The sequence below is a fragment of the Mycobacterium liflandii genome, assembly GCF_022354805.1.
In the GTDB taxonomy this organism is placed as follows: Bacteria; Actinomycetota; Actinomycetes; order Mycobacteriales; family Mycobacteriaceae; genus Mycobacterium; species Mycobacterium marinum.
Genome location: NZ_CP023138.1, coordinates 2,082,746 through 2,101,758 on the forward strand (window position 1 = coordinate 2,082,746; position 19,013 = coordinate 2,101,758).

Consider the following 19,013-nt stretch of genomic DNA (forward strand, 5'->3'; position numbering starts at 1 on the left):
CATCGAAGACCGCAACCCCAGACACCCGAGTGCATGAGTTGGGGTGTGGTGGGACCGGGGCGCGGGTGATGGTTGGGGTGTTTGTGGGTCTGTCTCGGTGTTGAGACGGGTTTGGTGGTTGCCGGTGGTTGTTTGTGCAGTTTGGGTTGGGGTGGCTAAGACGCTGGTGGGCGGCGTGCGGGAGCGGTGCTACTCAACTTTCGACAATCTGATTTTTCTACGGATGCATCGCTGACCTGCGGATATAGCGTGTTTGGACCGGTTGGGTCCGGGTCGAACTCTGTTGGCCTTTGGGTGGATGGGCGGTGGGTGTTGTGTCGTTTGTGAGTGTGGTTCCGGAGTGGGTGGCGGCGGCGGCAACCGATGTGGCCGGGATTGGGTCGGTGGTGGGTGCGGCTAATGCGGCGGCGGCGGGGGCGACGACGTCGGTGACGGCGGCTGCCGGTGATGAGGTGTCGGTGGCGATTGCGGCGTTGTTTGGGGGGTTTGGTCGCGAGTATCAGGCGGTGTGTGGGCAGTGGGCGGAGTTTGAGCAGCGGTTCGCGCGGGCGTTGGGGGCCGGGGCGGGGGCGTATGCGGAGGCTGAGGCGGTTGCGGTCGGCTATGTCCGGGACTATCAGGCGATCAGCGCGCAGGTGGATGCCGCGCCGCTGCAGGCCGTCGAGCAAGACCTGTTGGGCGCGATCAATGCGCCGACTCGAGCCCTCTTGGGGCGCCCGCTGATCGGCAATGGAACAAATGGGACGGCCGCCGATCCCAACGGCGGGGCGGGCGGGCTGCTGATCGGCGACGGTGGAACTGGTTATTCGCAGACGACGGCAGGGGTCGCCGGTGGGGCCGGCGGCGCGGCGGGGCTGATCGGCAACGGGGGCGACGGTGGTGCCGGCGGTGCTGGCGCAAATGGCGGGGCCGGCGGTCGCGGCGGCTGGCTGATCGGTGACGGCGGGCACGGTGGGCAGGCGGGAGCCGCAGGAAGCGGGCCCGCTACCGTCGGCGGGCCGGGAGGCAGGGCGGTCCTGATCGGCAATGGCGGCGATGGGGGTGCCGGCGGCACCAACGCGGCCGGTGGGGCAGGAGGCCTCGGCGGCTGGTTGTTTGGGCAGAACGGGGCCGCTGGTGTTGGTTCACCGGTGAACGTCACCGTCCCGTTGGACGTCGCCGAAGGTTACGGTCTGACTTCGCCGAACGTCAACGTCTCGGTGAACGGGGGACCGAGCGTGCCCGTGCTGGTTGACACCGGATCCAGGGGCCTCGTCATCCCGTTCTGGGCGGTCGGGTTCCAGAATCTGGGCTGGCCCACCGGCATTGGCATCGCTAGCTACGCCTCGGGTCTGGACTTCGTCATCATCGGGTTCAACACGACGGTGGATTTCGGCAACGGCGCCGTTAGCGCGCCGACGCCGATTGAGGTCGCCGTCCTACCCTTCCCGACGACTCTGAACAGCCTACTGATCATTGCCCTGAGCCCAGTCCTACAACCCGTTTTCGGCGTGGGCATGTTCGGTTTGGCACATGGCACGCTGGGCGTTGGGCCCAACGCCGGGGGCCCGGGGATCAGCAGTCCTACTACGGCGTTGCCGGGCCAACTCGACGAGGGCGTGCTCGTCAACGCGCCCCAGGGTGAGCTGCAGTTCGGCCCCAATTCACTACCCTCGGGCATCTCGGTTCCGGGTGCGCCGATTACCCCGCTGCTGGTACAGGTCAATGGCGGTCCGCTGCAACCCATTACCGCGGTCATCGACTCCGGTGGTGTGGACGGGACTATTCCGTCATCGGTGCTCGGAACCGGTCAGGTCTCTGGAACCGTGCCAGCCGGGACAACCATTTCGGTGTATACCAGTGACGGCTCCACACTGCTGTACTCGTACACGACGACGGCGACCAACGGCCCAACGGTGACCTCGGGAACCTCGATGAATACCCAGGGCTCCGGCGTTGTTGATTAGCAGGCTTGTGAGCTGGGGAATTGTGGATTGAGGAGGTCTAGGCGGCGGTTGGCGGTCAAAGCGGTGATCCGGCAGGCTTCGGCGATGTTGTCGGCGCCGTTGAGGCGGTGCAGATTGATCGCGGTGTTGCGTAGCGTTGCTAGGACCTGTGCGCCGTTTCCGGTATGTGCCCTTTGACGGTCTTCGTCGAAGGTGACGTCGCGTATCCAGTGCAGGCTGTTCTCGATTCCCCAGTGTTGACGCATCCAGGTCATGATCGCGGTAGGGCGGGCGTGCTCGAACGGCAGGCTGTAGATGGCATAGACCACCTCCACGCTGCGCTGGTCGGTGGCGGTGATCAAGCGTTCACGAGTGATCCGGATGATTTGTTTTGCGTAGGGGAAGCCGATTCCTCGTGCAGCGGTGATGATTTGCAGGGTGCGGGTCTCGACACGGCCGTGGCCGCGGGAGTCGTCGGTAGCGGCTGCGGGCACCTCGGCCCAGGGCAGCGCGGTGATACGCGCAAGTATTTTGGCTTGGTTGGACTTGACGATCATCAGGTAGTGCGACTTCAAGGTGGCGCAGATCAACTTCGCGGTGACGACCTGGGTATGCATCGCATCCACGGTGACCAGCCACCGCAAGCTACCCGGCAGCAGCGTGAGCAGGGCACGTACGCAGGGAATTTCATTGCTTTTCTCGGCGACAGCGAGTTGACCGAGCACCAATCGGGCACGGTGGGCGAACACCGACACGAGATGCGTGGCTGTCGCTTTGGCGCGTAAAGCACCACGCAGCATCTTGCCGTCCAACGCGATCGGCACCAATCCACTGGGGTCGCTGCTGGCCACGTGTGCAGTGAAGTAACTGCCCATCCTGGCGTTGAGGTCGGCGGGGTCTAGCCGAGACAAAACATCGCGGAAGGTCTTCTCACTGGGCCGCCGGAACCGGACCCCTAATTGGGCCAACACATCATCGGGAGCGGTGGCCGCCCATGTGGCAAAACCAGCATAGCCGCGCATCCCCGCGGCAGTGGCCAGAACCGCGATCGCCAACAAAGCCATCAGCGAATACCTCCGACCGCGTGGGTCCCTCGGGTCTGGCACCGAGGCCAACACATCGAGAAACTCCGATCCGATGAGCTCGCTGCGCTCACCAGGACTCCAGCGGTCGAACACCTCTGGAACCGACGACACAGGCAATACTGAAACGGTAGGCACGGGCAACTCCAGACCAACGACGAACAGTAACCAACTCGATCGTTCTCCAGATAGCCCGTGCCTACACTCCGGCCCCAATAGCGCGGCACCAAAGATCATCAACCCAGCTCACAAGCCTGCTAATCAACAACGCCGGAGCCCTGGATGAATACCGGATATCTCCCCTTCGGGCAGCAGGCGATATACATCTCGAACAGCCCCAGCGGCGTCGGGACCACCATCTTTCACAACTGACACGCAGGTTGCCGAGCGCCCACCCGATTTCCGCTGATGTCGACCGGGCGGACTGTCGCGATCGTGTCGTGTGCATGCCCAACCCGAAGTGACCACCGGCGTCGCCGGTGCGCCGCCTTGGCAGGGCTCCGGCGTTGTTGATTAGCAGGCTTGTGAGCTGGGGAATTGTGGATTGAGGAGGTCTAGGCGGCGGTTGGCGGTCAAAGCGGTGATCCGGCAGGCTTCGGCGATGTTGTCGGCGCCGTTGAGGCGGTGCAGATTGATCGCGGTGTTGCGTAGCGTTGCTAGGACCTGTGCGCCGTTTCCGGTATGTGCCCTTTGACGGTCTTCGTCGAAGGTGACGTCGCGTATCCAGTGCAGGCTGTTCTCGATTCCCCAGTGTTGACGCATCCAGGTCATGATCGCGGTAGGGCGGGCGTGCTCGAACGGCAGGCTGCAGATGGCATAGACCACCTCCACGCTGCGCTGGTCGGTGGCGGTGATCAAGCGTTCACGAGTGATCCGGATGATTTGTTTTGCGTAGGGGAAGCCGATTCCTCGTGCAGCGGTGATGATTTGCAGGGTGCGGGTCTCGACACGGCCGTGGCCGCGGGAGTCGTCGGTAGCGGCTGTGGGCACCTCGGCCCAGGGCAGCGCGGTGATACGCGCAAGTATTTTGGCTTGGTTGGACTTGACGATCATCAGGTAGTGCGACTTCAAGGTGGCGCAGATCAACTTCGCGGTGACGACCTGGGTATGCATCGCATCCACGGTGACCAGCCACCGCAAGCTACCCGGCAGCAGCGTGAGCAGGGCACGTACGCAGGGAATTTCATTGCTTTTCTCGGCGACAGCGAGTTGACCGAGCACCAATCGGGCACGGTGGGCGAACACCGACACGAGATGCGTGGCTGTCGCTTTGGCGCGTAAAGGCACCACGCAGCATCTTGCCGTCCAACGCGATCGGCACCAATCCACTGGGGTCGCTGCTGGCCACGTGTGCAGTGAAGTAACTGCCCATCCTGGCGTTGAGGTCGGCGGGGTCTAGCCGAGACAAAACAGCGCGGAAGGTCTTCTCACTGGGCCGCCGGAACCGGACCCCTAATTGGGCCAACACATCATCGGGAGCGGTGGCCGCCCATGTGGCAAAACCAGCATAGCCGCGCATCCCCGCGGCAGTGGCCAGAACCGCGATCGCCAACAAAGCCATCAGCGAATACCTCCGACCGCGTGGGTCCCTCGGGTCTGGCACCGAGGCCAACACATCGAGAAACTCCGATCCGATGAGCTCGCTGCGCTCACCAGGACTCCAGCGGTCGAACACCTCTGGAACCGACGACACAGGCAATACTGAAACGGTAGGCACGGGCAACTCCAGACCAACGACGAACAGTAACCAACTCGATCGTTCTCCAGATAGCCCGTGCCTACACTCCGGCCCCAATAGCGCGGCACCAAAGATCATCAACCCAGCTCACAAGCCTGCTAATCAACAACGCCGGAGCCCTGGTTTAGTTCGGGCTTTCGCAACACCGGCCCCGAGGGCATCAACCCCGGCTTCATGTCGGGCTTCGTCAACAGTTCCGGGACGTTCATCTCCGGCTTCTTCAATGCGGGCACCTTCACCCCGGGGTTGTTGGAGACCTTCAATTCGGGGTTCGGGAACCTGGGTAACCAGGTAAATTCGGGGTTCGGGAACCTGGGTAACCAGGTATCAGGCTTGTTCAACGCCCAGAACGTCAAGTCAGGGCCGATTCACTGACCGTGCGGATGGGCACCGACATGCTCCGCAGAAGTGCCGCACGGCGCGCAATAGGCTGATGCCGTGCTGATCGCGATCGAAGGCGTTGACGGCGCGGGCAAGCGAACTTTGTCCGAGGGTCTGCGCAAGGAGTTCGAAGCCGCCGGAAGATCGGTGGCCACGCTGGCCTTCCCGCGCTACGGAAACTCGGTCGCGGCCGATATCGCGGCCGAGGCGCTACACGGCGAGCACGGCGATCTCGCGTCCTCGGTGTTCGCGATGGCGTCCCTGTTCGCGCTGGACCGCGCCGCCGCGGTCGACGAGATCCACGGCTTGTGTCTGGCCTACGAGGTGGTGATTCTGGACCGCTACGTGGCGTCCAACGCCGCCTACAGCGCGGCGCGCCTGCATCAGGACTCGGCGGGGGAAGCTGTGGCCTGGGTGGGGCGGATGGAGTATGAGCGGTTCGGGCTGCCCGAACCGGACTGGCAGGTACTGCTCGCGGTGCCCGTCGAGCTGGCCGGCGAGAGGTCGCGTGGGCGGGCCCGCAGCGACCCGGGCCGGCCCCGCGACAGCTACGAACGCGACGATGGGCTGCAGCAGCGCACCGGCTCGGTGTACGCCGAGCTGGCCGCCGCGGGCTGGGGTGGTCGGTGGCTGGTTGTCGACGCGGACGTCGATCCGGGGGCTCTGGCGGCGACATTGATGTCGCCGACGGCCCCAGAGGGGGGAAATTGAGGGGTATTTGCCCTAATCAAGCGCGAAACGCCCGTGTGGTGCGCCAGTTTTGTCCCAATCTGGTGCCACCATGGACACCATGAGGCAAAGGATTCTGGTTGTCGACGACGACGCTTCGTTGGCGGAGATGCTCACCATTGTGTTGCGTGGGGAGGGTTTCGATACCGCGGTCATCGGCGACGGTACTCAGGCCCTGACTGCGGTGCGCGAGTTGCGCCCGGACTTGGTGCTGTTGGATTTGATGTTGCCCGGGATGAACGGGATCGACGTGTGCCGGGTGCTGCGCGCCGATTCCGGGGTGCCGATCGTGATGCTGACCGCCAAGACCGACACCGTCGATGTGGTTCTCGGCCTGGAGTCTGGCGCTGACGACTACATCATGAAGCCGTTCAAGCCCAAGGAGCTGGTGGCCCGGGTGCGGGCGCGGCTGCGCCGCAACGACGACGAGCCCGCCGAGATGCTGTCCATCGCCGACGTCGACATCGACGTGCCGGCGCACAAGGTCACCCGCAACGGCGAGCAGATCTCGCTCACGCCGCTGGAGTTCGACCTGCTCGTTGCGTTGGCACGCAAACCGCGCCAGGTGTTTACTCGTGATGTGCTGCTCGAACAGGTGTGGGGGTACCGGCACCCGGCGGATACCCGCCTGGTGAACGTGCATGTCCAGCGTCTGCGGGCCAAGGTTGAGAAAGACCCTGAGAACCCGACCGTGGTATTGACCGTTCGAGGAGTGGGTTACAAGGCCGGACCTCCGTGATCTGCACCGGCGACGATGCAGAGCGCGGCGATGCTGAGGATCGGTGCCAGTGATCTGGGGCTCGCGACGGCGCATGCGGGGTCGCTGGGGGCGTTCCGGTCCGATGACGCGCGGGTTGAGCGCGTTGAGCCGAGCCGTTGGCGTTGCGTGGCGTCGGTCGCTGCAACTGCGCGTGGTGGCGCTGACGCTGGGGCTTTCGCTGGCTGTCGTCATGGCGCTGGGCTTCGTGCTGACCAGTCAGGTCACCAACCGCGTGCTCGATATCAAGGTCAAAGCCGCCATCGACCAGATCGAGCGGGCCCGCAACACCGTTAGCGGAATAGTCAACGGCGAGGAGACCCGCTCGCTGGACAGCAGTCTTCAGCTTGCCCGCAACACTTTGACCTCGAAGACCGATCCGGCCTCGGGTGCCGGTCAGGCCGGTGCGTTTGATGCGGTGCTGATGGTGCCGGGTGACGGTCCGCGCGCTGCCTCCGCGGCCGGCCCTGTCGACCAGGTGCCCAGCGCATTGCGCGGCTTCGTCAAGGCGGGGCAGGCCGCATATCAGTACGCCACCGTGCATACCGATGGCTTCTCCGGGCCGGCGCTCATCGTCGGCACCCCGACGTCGTCGCGGGTGGCCAATCTCGAGCTGTACCTGATCTTTCCGCTGGCCAATGAGCAGGCCACGATCACGCTGGTGCGCGGCACGATGGCCACCGGCAGCCTGGTACTGCTGGTCCTGCTGGCCGGTATCGCGTTGCTGGTCTCGCGTCAAGTCGTGGTCCCGGTCCGGTCCGCATCGCGGATCGCCGAGCGCTTCGCCGAGGGACACCTGTCCGAACGGATGCCGGTGCGTGGTGAGGATGACATGGCGCGGTTGGCGCTGTCGTTCAACGACATGGCCGAAAGCCTGTCTCGTCAGATCACCCAGCTCGAGGAGTTCGGCAACCTGCAGCGTCGGTTCACCTCCGATGTCAGTCATGAGCTGCGCACCCCGCTGACCACGGTCCGGATGGCCGCCGACCTGATCTATGACCACAGCGCCGACCTGGATCCGACGCTGCGGCGCTCCACCGAGTTGATGGTCAACGAACTGGACCGGTTCGAGTCCTTGCTCAACGACCTCCTCGAGATCTCGCGCCACGACGCCGGTGTGGCCGAGCTGTCGGTTGAGGCGGTCGACCTGCGCACCACCGTCAACAGCGCGCTCGGCAACGTGGGTCACCTGGCCGAGGAGGCCGGCATCGAGTTGTTGGTGGAGATGCCGGACAGCGAGGTGATCGCCGAGGTCGATGCGCGCCGGGTGGAACGGATACTGCGCAATCTGATTGCCAACGCCATCGATCACGCCGAGCACAAGCCGGTGCGGATTCGGATGGGCGCCGACGAAGATACCGTCGCGGTCACCGTCCGCGACTACGGCGTGGGACTGCGGCCCGGCGAGGAGAAGTTGGTGTTCAGCCGCTTCTGGCGGGCGGATCCGTCCCGGGTGCGCCGGTCCGGCGGCACCGGGCTGGGTCTGGCCATCAGCGTCGAGGACGCGCGGCTGCACCAGGGCCGGCTGGAAGCCTGGGGCGAACCCGGCCAGGGTGCCTGCTTCCGGCTGACCTTGCCGCTGGTTCGGGGCCACAAGGTCACTACCAGCCCGCTGCCCATGAAGCCGATCCCGCAACCGGCGGCGCAACCGAATGCGCTGGAGCACACCGACCGCCTGCGCCCCCGTGAGCACGCGGAGTGGAGCGGCTGATGCGGGAGTTTCCGACGATGGTTCGGTCGGTATTTGCCCTGGTGTTCGCGGCTGTGCTGCTCGGTGGCTGCGCGAGCGTGCCGAGTTCATCAGCTCCACAAGCCATCGGCACCGTGGAGCGTCCGGCGCCGTCGAATCTGCCCAAGCCGATCCCGGGCATGGATCCTGACGTGCTGCTGCGGGAATTCCTCAAAGCCACGGCCGATCCGGCCAACCGGCATCTGGCGGCGCGGCAGTTCCTCACCCAGTCGGCCTCCAACGCGTGGGACGATGCCGGTAGCGCCCTGCTGATCGACCACGTGGTCTTCGTGGAAACCCGTGGCGCCGAACGGGTTTCGGCGACCATGCGGGCAGACATCCTGGGCTCACTGTCCGATATGGGAGTCTTCGAGACCGCCGAAGGCGAGTTACCCGACCCGGGGCCGATCGAGTTGGTCAAGACCTCCGGCGGCTGGCGCATCGATCGGCTGCCCAACGGAGTCTTCCTGGACTGGCAGCAATTCCAATCCACCTACAAGCGCAACACGCTGTATTTCGCGGACCCGACCGGCAAGACGGTGGTTCCCGACCCACGCTATGTTGCCGTGTCCGACCATGACCAGCTGGCCACCGAGCTGGTGTCCAAGCTGCTGGCCGGCCCACGTCCGGAGATGGCGCATTCGGTGCGCAACCTGCTGGCGCCGCCGTTGCGGCTGCGCGGTCCGGTGACGCGGGCCGATGGCGGCAAGAGCGGCATCGGCAAGGGATACGGTGGCGCGCGCATCGACCTGGAGAAGCTGTCCACCACCGATCCGCACAGCCGGCAATTGCTGGCCGCGCAGATCATTTGGACGTTGGCCCGAGCGGACATCCGAGGGCCCTATGTGATCAACGCCGACGGTGCCCCGCTGGATGACCGGTTCGCCGAAGGGTGGACCACCTCCGATGTCGCCGCCACCGACCCGGGGGTAGCCGACGGAGCCGGGGCGGGACTGCACGCCCTGGTGGGGGGGTCACTCGTGGCGCTGGACGGACAGCGGATCACCACCGTCGGGGGAGCCTTCGGTCGGATGGGGGACCAGACCGGTGCGGCGTTGTCACGCACCGGTCGCCTGGTGGCCTCGGTGGTGACGCTGCGGCGCGGCGCCCCCGACGTGGCCGCCTCACTGTGGATCGGTGAGCTCGGCGCCGAGGCGGTGCAAGCCGCCGACGGCCACGATCTGTCGCGGCCCAGCTGGTCGCTCGACGACGCGGTCTGGGTGGTGGTCGACACCAACAATGTGCTGCGCGCGATCCAAGAACCTGCGTCCGGACAGCCGGCCCGGATTCCCGTCGACTCCACCGCGGTGTCCAGTCGCTTCCCCGGGGCGATCACCGATCTGCAGCTCTCCCGGGACGGCACCCGCGCGGCGATGGTGATTGACGGGCGGGTGATTCTGTCCAGCGTCGAGCAGACCCAGGCCGGCCAGTTCGCCCTGACCTACCCGCGGCGGCTGGGTTTTGGGCTTGGTACCTCGGTGGTCTCGTTGTCCTGGCGAACCGGCGATGACATCGTGGTGACCCGTAACGACGTCGGCCATCCGGTGTCGTATGTGAACCTGGACGGAGTGAATTCCGATGCGCCGGCGCGCGGTCTGCAGATTCCGCTGTTCGCCATCGCGGCCAACCCCTCGACGGTGTACGTCGCCGGACCGCAAGGGGTGATGATGTACTCGGCCTCATCCGCCGAAGGCCAACAGAGCTGGGCGGAAGTGCCCGGCCTGATGGTGGCCGGGGCGGCGCCGGTGTTGCCGGGATAACCGCTGGGCTGCGCCGGGCCGGGCGGGCCAACTACCCTCGTAGTGAGGAGTCGCTTTCCGATGTCGCCCAAAGTTCCTTTCCTGCGTTGGGATGATCCGTTCCGCGCGCTGGAAATGCTGGGCTCGCTATGGTCATCAACCGGTTTGCAGTCGATGAGCGCGGGAGCCGCCCAGGCCGTCGCCATGCCATACCGGACGCTGTTCATGACGCTGCAGCAACTGCTTGTCGGCAAGGAAGTCACCGTGCGCATGGGCGACCAGGACGTGGTGCTCACCGTCACCGAGTTGGACTCCGCGCTGGACCCGCAGGGCCTTGCCGTCGGGCAGCTCGGCGAGGTCCGGGTGGCCGCCCGGGATGTCAGCTGGGATGAGCAGCGGCTGCAGAGCGCGGTCGCGGTCCTGCGCAACGTGCACATCCGCCCGGGGGTACCACCGATGGTGGTGGCGGCACCGGTCGAGTTGTCCTCGGTGCTGCCGGCGGCGATCTTCGACGAGGTGCTGCAGCAGGTGGCTCCGCAGCTGCGCAGCGAGCTGTCCGAGGATGGGACCGCCCGACTGCGCTGGTCGCGCCGGCCCGAGTGGGGCGGACTGGAGGTGGACGCCGACGTGGTGGGGACGACGCTGTGGCTGCGACCCCGCGCCGTGATGACCGGACGCCGACGCTGGTCTTTGCCGGCCCGGATGCCCGCCTACCAGGTACCGCTGCCGCCACTGCCGCACGGATTGCTGATCACCCACGTCAACCTCGGACTGGATGCACTGCAGCTGTCTGCGCTGCTGCCCGAGTGGCGCATGGAGTTGCCGCTGCGGCGCCTAGAGGACCTGATCACCCGGCTGAGCCAGGGAGCGCTCAGCTTCAGTTGGCCCTCCCTGTTGCGCGGCTCGGACTGAACGCCGGCCTCGGATGTCACCCCGAGCGGCGACACTTCTTTCGTGCTCGACCTCGTCTTGCCGCTGGAATGCGGCGGCTGCGGAGCCCCATCGACGCGGTGGTGCGCTGCCTGCGCCACCGAGCTCGCGGTGGCCGCCACCCGCCCGCATGTGGTCAGCCCCCGGGCCGACCCGCAGGTGCCGGTGTTCGCGTTGGGTCGCTACGCGGGTGCGCGGCGCCACGCGATCCTGGCCCTGAAGGAACGCGGTCGCGGCGACCTCGTGGCGCCGTTGGCCCGGGCGCTGGCCGTCGGTGTCCATCGGCTGCTGTGCTGGGGCATCGTCGGCACCCCGCTGACGCTCGTGCCCGCACCGACCAGGCGTGCCGCGGCGCGGCGCCGGGGCGGGGACCCCATCACCCGGATCGCGGACGCGGCGGTGGCGGCTCACCCTGACATCGCCGTAGTCCAGGCGCTGCGGATGAGAGCACTGGCTCGCGACTCGGTGGGCCTGGGTAGCTCGGCCCGGGAACGCAACGCCGCGGGCCGCGTGCTGATGCTGAAGGGACAGCGACTGGGCACCGAAATCGTCGTCGTCGACGACGTCGTGACGACCGGGGCGACGGTGCGGGAGTCGGTTCGGGTGCTGCGGGCCGCCGGGGTTCGGGTGGCCGCCGTGCTGACCATCGCGGCGGTGTGATGGGGCGAATCGAAAGCCGTGAATGTCAACGCATCCGCGCAACCCGATGAATCTGCCAAGAGACGGTGAAGAACACACAACACGTGTGCCAATTAGGTGGCACGGTAGGGCAAACACCAGCTAACGTCGAGAGCAGATTTCAGACTCAATGAGAAGACTCACGGTCGATTCTCCTAGGTTCCAGCAATACCCGCGGTAGGAGGTGAGCTACTCGACATCTTGCTCCGGCGGGCAGCCTGCGGCGGTGCTTGCTCCAAACCGCTCCAACCCCCGTCGGCGCGTATCAGAAAGCCGGGCACGCAGGGCGCGTGCGACGTGAAAAGAGAAACGAGTTGTCACGAATGACAAGGCTAACTGTGGATTCCGACCAGGTTCTGGACCAGGCGCCGGCACAATCCGGTCAACCGGAGGAACCGCAAGCGACCGCCGAGATCGTCTTCAAAGGCCGCAACGTCGAGATTCCCGACCACTTCCGTACCTACGCTTCGCAGAAACTCTCCCGCTTGGAGCGGTTCGACCGAACCATCTACCTGTTCGACGTCGAACTCGACCACGAACGCAACCGTCGCCAGCGCAAGTCTTGTCAGCGGGTGGAGATCACCGCGCGCGGCCGGGGGCCGGTTGTGCGCGGCGAGGCCTGCGCCGACAGCTTCTACGCCGCCCTGGAATCTGCGGTGGTCAAGGTTGAGAGCCGGCTGCGGCGCACCAAGGACCGGCGCAAGGTTCACTACGGCGACAAGACCCCGGTTTCGGTAGCCGAGGCGACCGCGACGGTGACAGCGCCCGAAATGGCTTTCGCCGCGGAGCCGGCCGAGCCGCACGAACATGATGGGGCGGTGTTGGACCACCAGCCCGGGCGGGTCGTGCGCACCAAGGAACACCCGGCCAAGCCGATGTCGGTCGATGATGCGCTCTACGAGATGGAACTCGTCGGACACGACTTCTTCTTGTTCTTCGACCAGGAGACCGAGCGGCCAACCGTGGTGTACCGCCGGCACGGCTATGACTACGGGTTGATCCGACTGTCGTGACCGGGCTCGACTGACGATCACCGGCCATTACCGCGTCGTCACCTACGATGGGAGTCGCCTAACCGAAGAAGACTCCTACCCACAAGGGACATTGCTGTGCTGTCGAAGTTGCTGCGCGTTGGTGAAGGTCGCATGGTCAAGCGCCTCAAAAAGGTCGCTGACTATGTCGAATCATTGTCCGGAGACGTCGAGAAGCTCACCGACGCCGAACTGAGGGCCAAGACCGACGAATTCAAGAAGCGGCACGCCGAAGGCGAGAGCCTCGACGAGTTGCTGCCTGAAGCCTTCGCGGTGGCGCGCGAAGCCGCATGGCGAGTGCTCGACCAGCGCCCGTTCGAGGTCCAGTTGATGGGTGCGGCCGCGTTGCACCTGGGCAACGTCGCCGAGATGAAGACCGGTGAGGGCAAGACCCTGACCTCGGTGTTGCCGGCCTACCTCAACGGCATCGGCGGCAAGGGCGTGCACATCGTCACCGTCAACGACTATCTGGCCAAACGTGACAGCGAGTGGATGGGCCGGGTGCACCGCTTCCTGGGGCTGGACGTGGGCGTGATCCTGGCCCAGATGACGCCGGAGGAACGTCGTGTCGCCTACAACGCCGACATCACCTATGGGACCAACAACGAGTTCGGCTTCGACTATCTGCGCGACAACATGGCCCACACGCTCGACGACTGCGTCCAGCGCGGGCACAACTTCGCCATTGTCGACGAGGTCGACTCCATCCTGATCGACGAGGCCCGCACCCCGCTGATCATCTCCGGTCCCGCCGACGGCAGCTCGAACTGGTATACCGAGTTCGCCCGGCTCGCACCGCTGATGGAAAAAGACACCCATTACGAGGTCGACCTGCGTAAACGCACCGTCGGGGTGCATGAGCTCGGGGTGGAGTTCGTCGAAGACCAGCTCGGCATCGACAACCTCTACGAGGCCGCCAACTCGCCGTTGGTCAGCTACCTCAACAACGCCCTGAAGGCCAAGGAGCTGTTCAACCGCGACAAGGACTACATCGTCCGCAACGGTGAAGTGCTCATCGTCGACGAGTTCACCGGCCGGGTGCTGATCGGCCGGCGCTACAACGAAGGCATGCACCAGGCGATCGAGGCCAAGGAGCACGTCGAGATCAAGGCCGAGAACCAGACGCTGGCGACCATCACGCTGCAGAACTACTTCCGCCTCTACAACAAGCTTGCCGGCATGACCGGTACCGCCCAGACCGAGGCGGCCGAGCTGCACGAGATCTACAAGCTGGGTGTGGTCCCCATCCCGACCAACAGGCCGATGGTCCGCGAAGACCAGTCGGACCTCATCTACAAGACCGAGGAAGCCAAGTACATCGCGGTGGTCGACGATGTCGCCGAGCGCTACGAAAAGGGCCAACCGGTGCTGATCGGCACCACCAGCGTGGAGCGCTCGGAGTACCTGTCCCGGCAGTTCACCAAACGGCGCATCCCGCACAACGTGCTCAACGCCAAGTACCACGAGCAGGAGGCCGGCATCATCGCCGAGGCGGGCCGGCGCGGAGCGATCACGGTCGCCACCAACATGGCCGGCCGCGGTACCGACATCGTGCTGGGCGGAAACGTCGACTTTCTGACCGACAAGCGGCTGCGCGACAACGGTCTGGATCCGGTGGAGACCCCCGACGAGTATGAGCAGGCCTGGCACCAAGAACTGCCCAAGGTCAAGGAGGAGGCCGGCGACGAGGCCACCGAGGTGATCGAGGCCGGCGGCCTGTACGTGCTGGGCACCGAACGTCACGAGTCGCGGCGCATCGACAACCAGCTGCGCGGCCGTTCCGGCCGCCAGGGTGACCCCGGGGAGTCGCGCTTCTACTTGTCGTTGGGCGACGAGCTCATGCGCCGGTTCAACGGCGCCGCGCTGGAGTCGCTGCTGACCCGGCTGAACCTGCCCGACGATGTCCCGATCGAAGCCAAGATGGTCACCCGGGCCATCAAGAGCGCCCAGACCCAGGTCGAGCAGCAGAACTTCGAGGTGCGCAAGAACGTCCTCAAGTACGACGAGGTGATGAACCAGCAGCGCAAGGTCATCTACGCCGAGCGCCGCCGCATTCTCGAGGGCGAGAATTTGCAGCAGCAGGCCAAGGACATGCTCACCGACGTCATCACCGCCTACGTTGACGGTGCGACCGTCGAAGGCTACGCCGAGGACTGGGACCTCGACGCGCTGTGGACGGCGCTGAAGACGCTGTACCCGGTGGGCATCAAAACCGACACCTTGATGCGGCGCGACCAAGACTCCGATCGCGACGACCTGACTCGTGATGAACTGCTCGAAGCCCTGCTGCAAGACGCGGACCAGGCCTATGCGGCACGAGAAGCCGAGCTCGAGGAGCTGGCCGGCGAGGGCGCGATGCGCCAGCTGGAACGCAACGTGTTGCTCAATGTCATCGACCGCAAGTGGCGTGAGCACCTCTACGAGATGGACTACCTCAAGGAGGGCATCGGCCTGCGCGCGATGGCGCAGCGCGATCCGCTGGTCGAGTACCAGCGCGAAGGCTACGACATGTTCATGGCCATGCTCGACGGCATGAAAGAGGAATCGGTCGGATTCCTGTTCAACGTCAGTGTCGAGGCGGTCCCGGCCCCGCAGGTTGAGGTCGCTCCCGTCGCCGAGCCCGAAGACCTGGCCGAATTTGCCACCGCGGCCGCGGCCCAGGAGGGGGGCGCTGGCCGCAAGACTGCGGCGGCGCGCGAAGAAGCGCCGAGTAGGTTGCGCGCCAAGGGGATTGAGGACGAGTCGCCCGCTCTGACATATTCCGGACCGTCCGAGGACGGCTCGGCGCAGGTGCAGCGCAATGGTGGTGGCGCGGCCAAGACCCCGGCCGGAGTACCCGCGGGTGGCAGCCGGCGTGAGCGACGTGAGGCCGCGCGTCGGCAGGGCCGCGGCGCCAAGCCGCCGAAGTCGGTCAAAAAGCGCTGATGTGCTAGCTACCCGCGGCATTGGTGATCGGCTATAGTAGGCACCCTCACCAGCTGCGCAGTGTCGCCAACAGGAGCTTGCACGATGAGCGGTGTGTCGATTTCTTCGTTCGAGAAGGTCACCTCCCGTCACAGCAAACGCCCCGGTGCGACGCCCGCGCGAACCCATCTGGCCGGTCATGCGCGCAAGGGGTTCGCCAATCTGACCCACCGCCGGCAGCCCTCGTCGGCGGCGGTTCTGCTGGTGGCCGCATTTGGCGCCTTCCTAGCCTTCCTGGACTCGACGATCGTGAACATCGCGTTCCCCGATATCCAGAAATCGTTCCCCTCCTATGATCTCGGCAGTCTGTCCTGGATCCTCAACGCCTACAACATCGTCTTCGCCGCTTTCCTGGTCGCTGCGGGCCGGATGGCCGATTTGCTGGGCCGCAGAAGAACATTCACGTTCGGAGTGGTGATATTCACCATCGCCTCCGGGCTGTGCGCGGTGGCCGGCAGTGGCGAGTGGTTGGTGGCCTTCCGGCTGCTGCAGGGCATCGGGGCGGCGGTGCTGGTCCCGGCATCCCTGGCGCTGGTCGTCGAGGGTTTCGAGCCGGCGCGCCGAGCACACGCGGTGGGTCTGTGGGGGGCGGCCGCGGCCATCGCGTCCGGTTTGGGCCCGCCCATCGGCGGCATGCTGGTCGACTGGGCAAGCTGGCGATGGGTGTTTCTGGTCAACATTCCCCTGGGCGTCGTCGCGGTGCTGGCACCCAGTCGGGCGCTGGTCGAAAGCCGCGCCGCGGGGCGCCGGCGCAAACCCGACCTGCGTGGTGCGACGCTGCTGGCCGGGGCGCTGGGGCTGCTTACCCTGGCACTGGTCAAGGGCCCGGATTGGGGCTGGGTGAGCGTGCCCACCCTGGCCGTGTTCGCGGCCAGCGCGATCACCCTGGTCGGCTTCGTGCTGAGTTCGATGGCCGCGCCGGTGCCGCTGGTCGAGCCGGCGTATCTGCGCAGCCGGCCGTTCGTGGTGGGCAACGTGCTCACGCTGGTCGCCGCGGCCGGCTTCTACTGCTACGTACGTGACCCACGTGCTGTATCTGAACTACGTGTGGGGCTACTCGCTGCTGAAGGCGGGGTTCGCGATTGCGCCGGCCGCGCTGGTCGCGGCGGTGGTAGCCGCGCTGCTCGGCCGGGTCGCCGACCGCCACGGGCACCGGCTCATCGTCACCCTCGGTGCTCTCGTCTGGGCCGGGAGCCTGTTCTGGTACCTACAGCGGGTCGGCACCGAACCGGATTTCCTGCGCAGGTGGTTGCCGGGCCAACTGCTGCAAGGTATCGGTGTCGGTGCGGCATTGCCGGTGCTCAGCAGCGCCGCCCTCACCGGGGTGGCCAAGGGCGGCAGCTATGCCACCACCTCGGCGGTGGTCAGCACGACGCGTCAGCTCGGCGCGGTGATCGGCGTGGCGGCCCTGGTGATCCTGATCGGCAAGCCCGAGCATGGTGCCGCCGCAGACGCGCTGCGGCGGGGATGGGCGATGGCGGCGATCTGATTTGTCGTGGTGGCGATCGCCGCGGTGTTGTTGGGCCGCACCAACAGCAAGCCCGGTCAGGAGCTCGAACCCGAGCCGGCGGCCGCGGCGCGCGCGGCGCCCACCACGACGGAGCCGGCGGCGGCACTGATCGCCAACCGGGCCACCGATGAGGCGGATCTGCTGGGAAATCTGCCACTGTTCGCCGGGCTGGATGCGGCCGCCCTGGCCGAACTCGCCGATCGAGTCGAAGAAGTTGAACTGCAGGCGGGTTCGTATCTGTTTCTTGCCGGCGACGCGTCCGACTCGCTCTACGTGATCCGCAGGGGCCGCGTGCAGGTGCTACACGGCGACATCGTGATCAAGGAGCTGGGCCGCGGTGAGGTCCTCGGCGAGCTTGGGCTGCTGATCGACGCGCCCCGCTCCGCATCGGTGCGGGCGTTGCGTGACTCCAGGCTGGTTCGGCTCACCAAGGCCCAGTTCGATCAGATCGCCAACCGTGGCGTGCTGGCGGCGCTGGTCAGGGTGCTGGCCACCCGGCTGCGCGAGGCGCCACCGCCCGCCGTTCACACCACCTCGCCCGGGGTGGTGGTGTCGGTTGTCGGGGTAGGGGCCAACGCCCCCGTGCAGTCGGTCGCGGCTGGACTGCTGACGGCCTTGTCGAAGCAGCTGCGGGTGGTGGATCCCGGCCGGGTCGACATCGACGGTCTGGACCGCGCCGAGCGCGGTGCCGACAAGGTGCTCCTGCACGCTGGCGCCCAGGATACGGACTGGCGCGATTTCTGCCTGCGGGTCGCGGATCGGATCGTGCTGGTGACCGGGGATCCGGACCCGGGCGCGGCCGCACTGCCGGCACGAGCCCAGGGTGCGGACCTCGTCCTGGCCGGGCCGACCGCCAGCCGCGAACAACGGCGCAGCTGGGAGGAGCTGATCACGCCGCGATCGGTGCACGCGGTGCACTACCGGCGCGTGGTTCAGGACCTGCGACCACTTGCCGCGCGCCTGGCCGGCCGATCGATCGGGCTGGTCCTCGGCGGCGGCGGTGCGCGGGGCTTTGCCCACCTCGGAATACTCGAAGAGCTGGAGCAGGCCGGGGTCGCGATCGACCGCTTCGCTGGTACCAGCATGGGGGCGGTCATCGCGTCGCTGGGAGCCAGCGGCTTGGACGCCGCCACCGCGGACGCGTACGCCTACGAGTACTTCATACGGAACAATCCGCTGCGTGACTACGCGGTACCGATCAAGGGGCTGGTTCGTGGCCGGCGGACCCTGACGCTGCTCGAAGCTGCGTTCGGAGATCGGCTGGTGGAAGAGCTTCCGAAGGAATTCCGTTGTGTCAGCGTGGATCTGATTGCTCGGCAACCCGTCGTGCACCGCCGGGGCAGACTCGTTGATGTGGTTGGATGTTCGCTACGGTTGCCTGGAATCTATCCGCCGCAGGTCTACCAGGGTCGGTTGCATGTGGATGGTGGCGTGCTGGACAACCTGCCCGTGTCCACCCTGGCAACGTCGGACGGCCCGTTGATCGCGGTGAGTCTGGCCTCAGGCGAGGTGCCTGGCGCCCCGCTGCAGCCCGACGGCCCGCCCCGGGTGCCCGGAATCGGCGACACCTTGATCCGTACCATGACTATCGGCAGCCAGCGCGGGGCCGATGTCGCGTTGGGCCTCGCGCAGGTCGTGATCCGTCCCGACACTTCCGCCGTTGGGCTGCTGGAATTCCACCAGATCGATGCCGCTCGCGAAGCGGGACGTGCCGCCGCCCGAGAGTCGATGCCGCAGATCATGGCGCTGCTGAATCAGCGGCGTTAGGCGGCGACACCGGAAATTGTGGGTGCAATTGCTACTGCGGGGAGCACAATCGA

The 19,013-nt window shown here is 66.2% G+C and carries 11 protein-coding genes and 2 pseudogenes; 11 read left to right on the forward strand and 2 right to left on the reverse strand.

What is annotated here, in order from left to right; translation table 11 throughout:
- Window positions 1-314: 314 nt before the first annotated feature.
- Window positions 315-1,946: a PecA family PE domain-processing aspartic protease gene (locus tag CKW46_RS09425; RefSeq protein WP_482053090.1), complete on the forward strand. Its 1,632-nt coding sequence runs from the start codon at window positions 315-317 to the stop codon at window positions 1,944-1,946.
- On the opposite strand, the gene CKW46_RS09430 is transcribed toward CKW46_RS09425, so the two are convergent.
- Together CKW46_RS09430 and CKW46_RS09435 are read right to left on the reverse strand one after the other, a co-directional pair.
- On the reverse strand, window positions 1,943-3,145 hold the full coding sequence (locus CKW46_RS09430; protein ID WP_482053386.1) for an ISAs1-like element IS2404/ISMul1 family transposase: 1,203 nt from the start codon (window positions 3,143-3,145) through the stop codon (window positions 1,943-1,945). The two genes, CKW46_RS09425 and CKW46_RS09430, sit on opposite strands and share 4 nt — an antisense overlap.
- Before the next feature lie 375 nt (window positions 3,146-3,520).
- A pseudogene (locus tag CKW46_RS09435) lies at window positions 3,521-4,724 on the reverse strand (ISAs1-like element IS2404/ISMul1 family transposase).
- 195 nt (window positions 4,725-4,919) lie between these two features.
- Here CKW46_RS09435 and CKW46_RS09440 point away from each other — a divergent pair.
- The 10 genes and pseudogenes from CKW46_RS09440 to CKW46_RS09485 all read left to right on the forward strand — a co-directional run bounded on the left by CKW46_RS09440 (window position 4,920) and on the right by CKW46_RS09485 (window position 18,960).
- Window positions 4,920-5,120, forward strand: coding sequence for a hypothetical protein (locus CKW46_RS09440; protein WP_252872273.1), 201 nt, complete (start codon window positions 4,920-4,922; stop codon window positions 5,118-5,120).
- A 63-nt stretch (window positions 5,121-5,183) separates the two neighbouring features.
- Window positions 5,184-5,837 carry a dTMP kinase gene (locus CKW46_RS09445; RefSeq protein ID WP_015354855.1) on the forward strand — a complete coding sequence of 218 codons (654 nt, stop codon included), beginning with the start codon at window positions 5,184-5,186 and terminating at the stop codon, window positions 5,835-5,837.
- A gap of 70 nt (window positions 5,838-5,907) precedes the next feature.
- Window positions 5,908-6,594 carry a two-component system response regulator MtrA gene (gene mtrA, locus CKW46_RS09450; protein ID WP_015354856.1) on the forward strand — a complete coding sequence of 229 codons (687 nt, stop codon included), beginning with the start codon at window positions 5,908-5,910 and terminating at the stop codon, window positions 6,592-6,594.
- A gap of 49 nt (window positions 6,595-6,643) precedes the next feature.
- On the forward strand, window positions 6,644-8,323 hold the full coding sequence (gene mtrB, locus CKW46_RS09455) for an MtrAB system histidine kinase MtrB (protein ID WP_012393168.1): 1,680 nt from the start codon (window positions 6,644-6,646) through the stop codon (window positions 8,321-8,323).
- 17 nt (window positions 8,324-8,340) lie between these two features.
- Window positions 8,341-10,101, forward strand: coding sequence for an MtrAB system accessory lipoprotein LpqB (gene lpqB / locus CKW46_RS09460; RefSeq protein ID WP_041300087.1), 1,761 nt, complete (start codon window positions 8,341-8,343; stop codon window positions 10,099-10,101).
- A gap of 60 nt (window positions 10,102-10,161) precedes the next feature.
- A complete protein-coding gene (locus tag CKW46_RS09465) occupies window positions 10,162-10,992 on the forward strand; it encodes a hypothetical protein (protein ID WP_482053091.1) in 831 nt (276 codons plus the stop codon).
- Between the two features lie 42 nt (window positions 10,993-11,034).
- Entirely contained in the window at window positions 11,035-11,670 is a 636-nt protein-coding gene (locus tag CKW46_RS09470; protein WP_240275019.1) for a ComF family protein, read from the forward strand.
- A 341-nt stretch (window positions 11,671-12,011) separates the two neighbouring features.
- Window positions 12,012-12,701, forward strand: a complete 690-nt coding sequence (hpf, locus tag CKW46_RS09475) for a ribosome hibernation-promoting factor, HPF/YfiA family (RefSeq protein ID WP_015354859.1) — start codon at window positions 12,012-12,014, stop codon at window positions 12,699-12,701.
- A gap of 96 nt (window positions 12,702-12,797) precedes the next feature.
- Complete coding sequence (secA, locus tag CKW46_RS09480; protein ID WP_117435456.1) at window positions 12,798-15,644, forward strand: preprotein translocase subunit SecA; 2,847 nt, start codon at window positions 12,798-12,800, stop codon at window positions 15,642-15,644.
- Between the two features lie 84 nt (window positions 15,645-15,728).
- A pseudogene (locus tag CKW46_RS09485) lies at window positions 15,729-18,960 on the forward strand (MFS transporter).
- The last annotated feature ends 53 nt before the right edge of the window (window positions 18,961-19,013 follow it).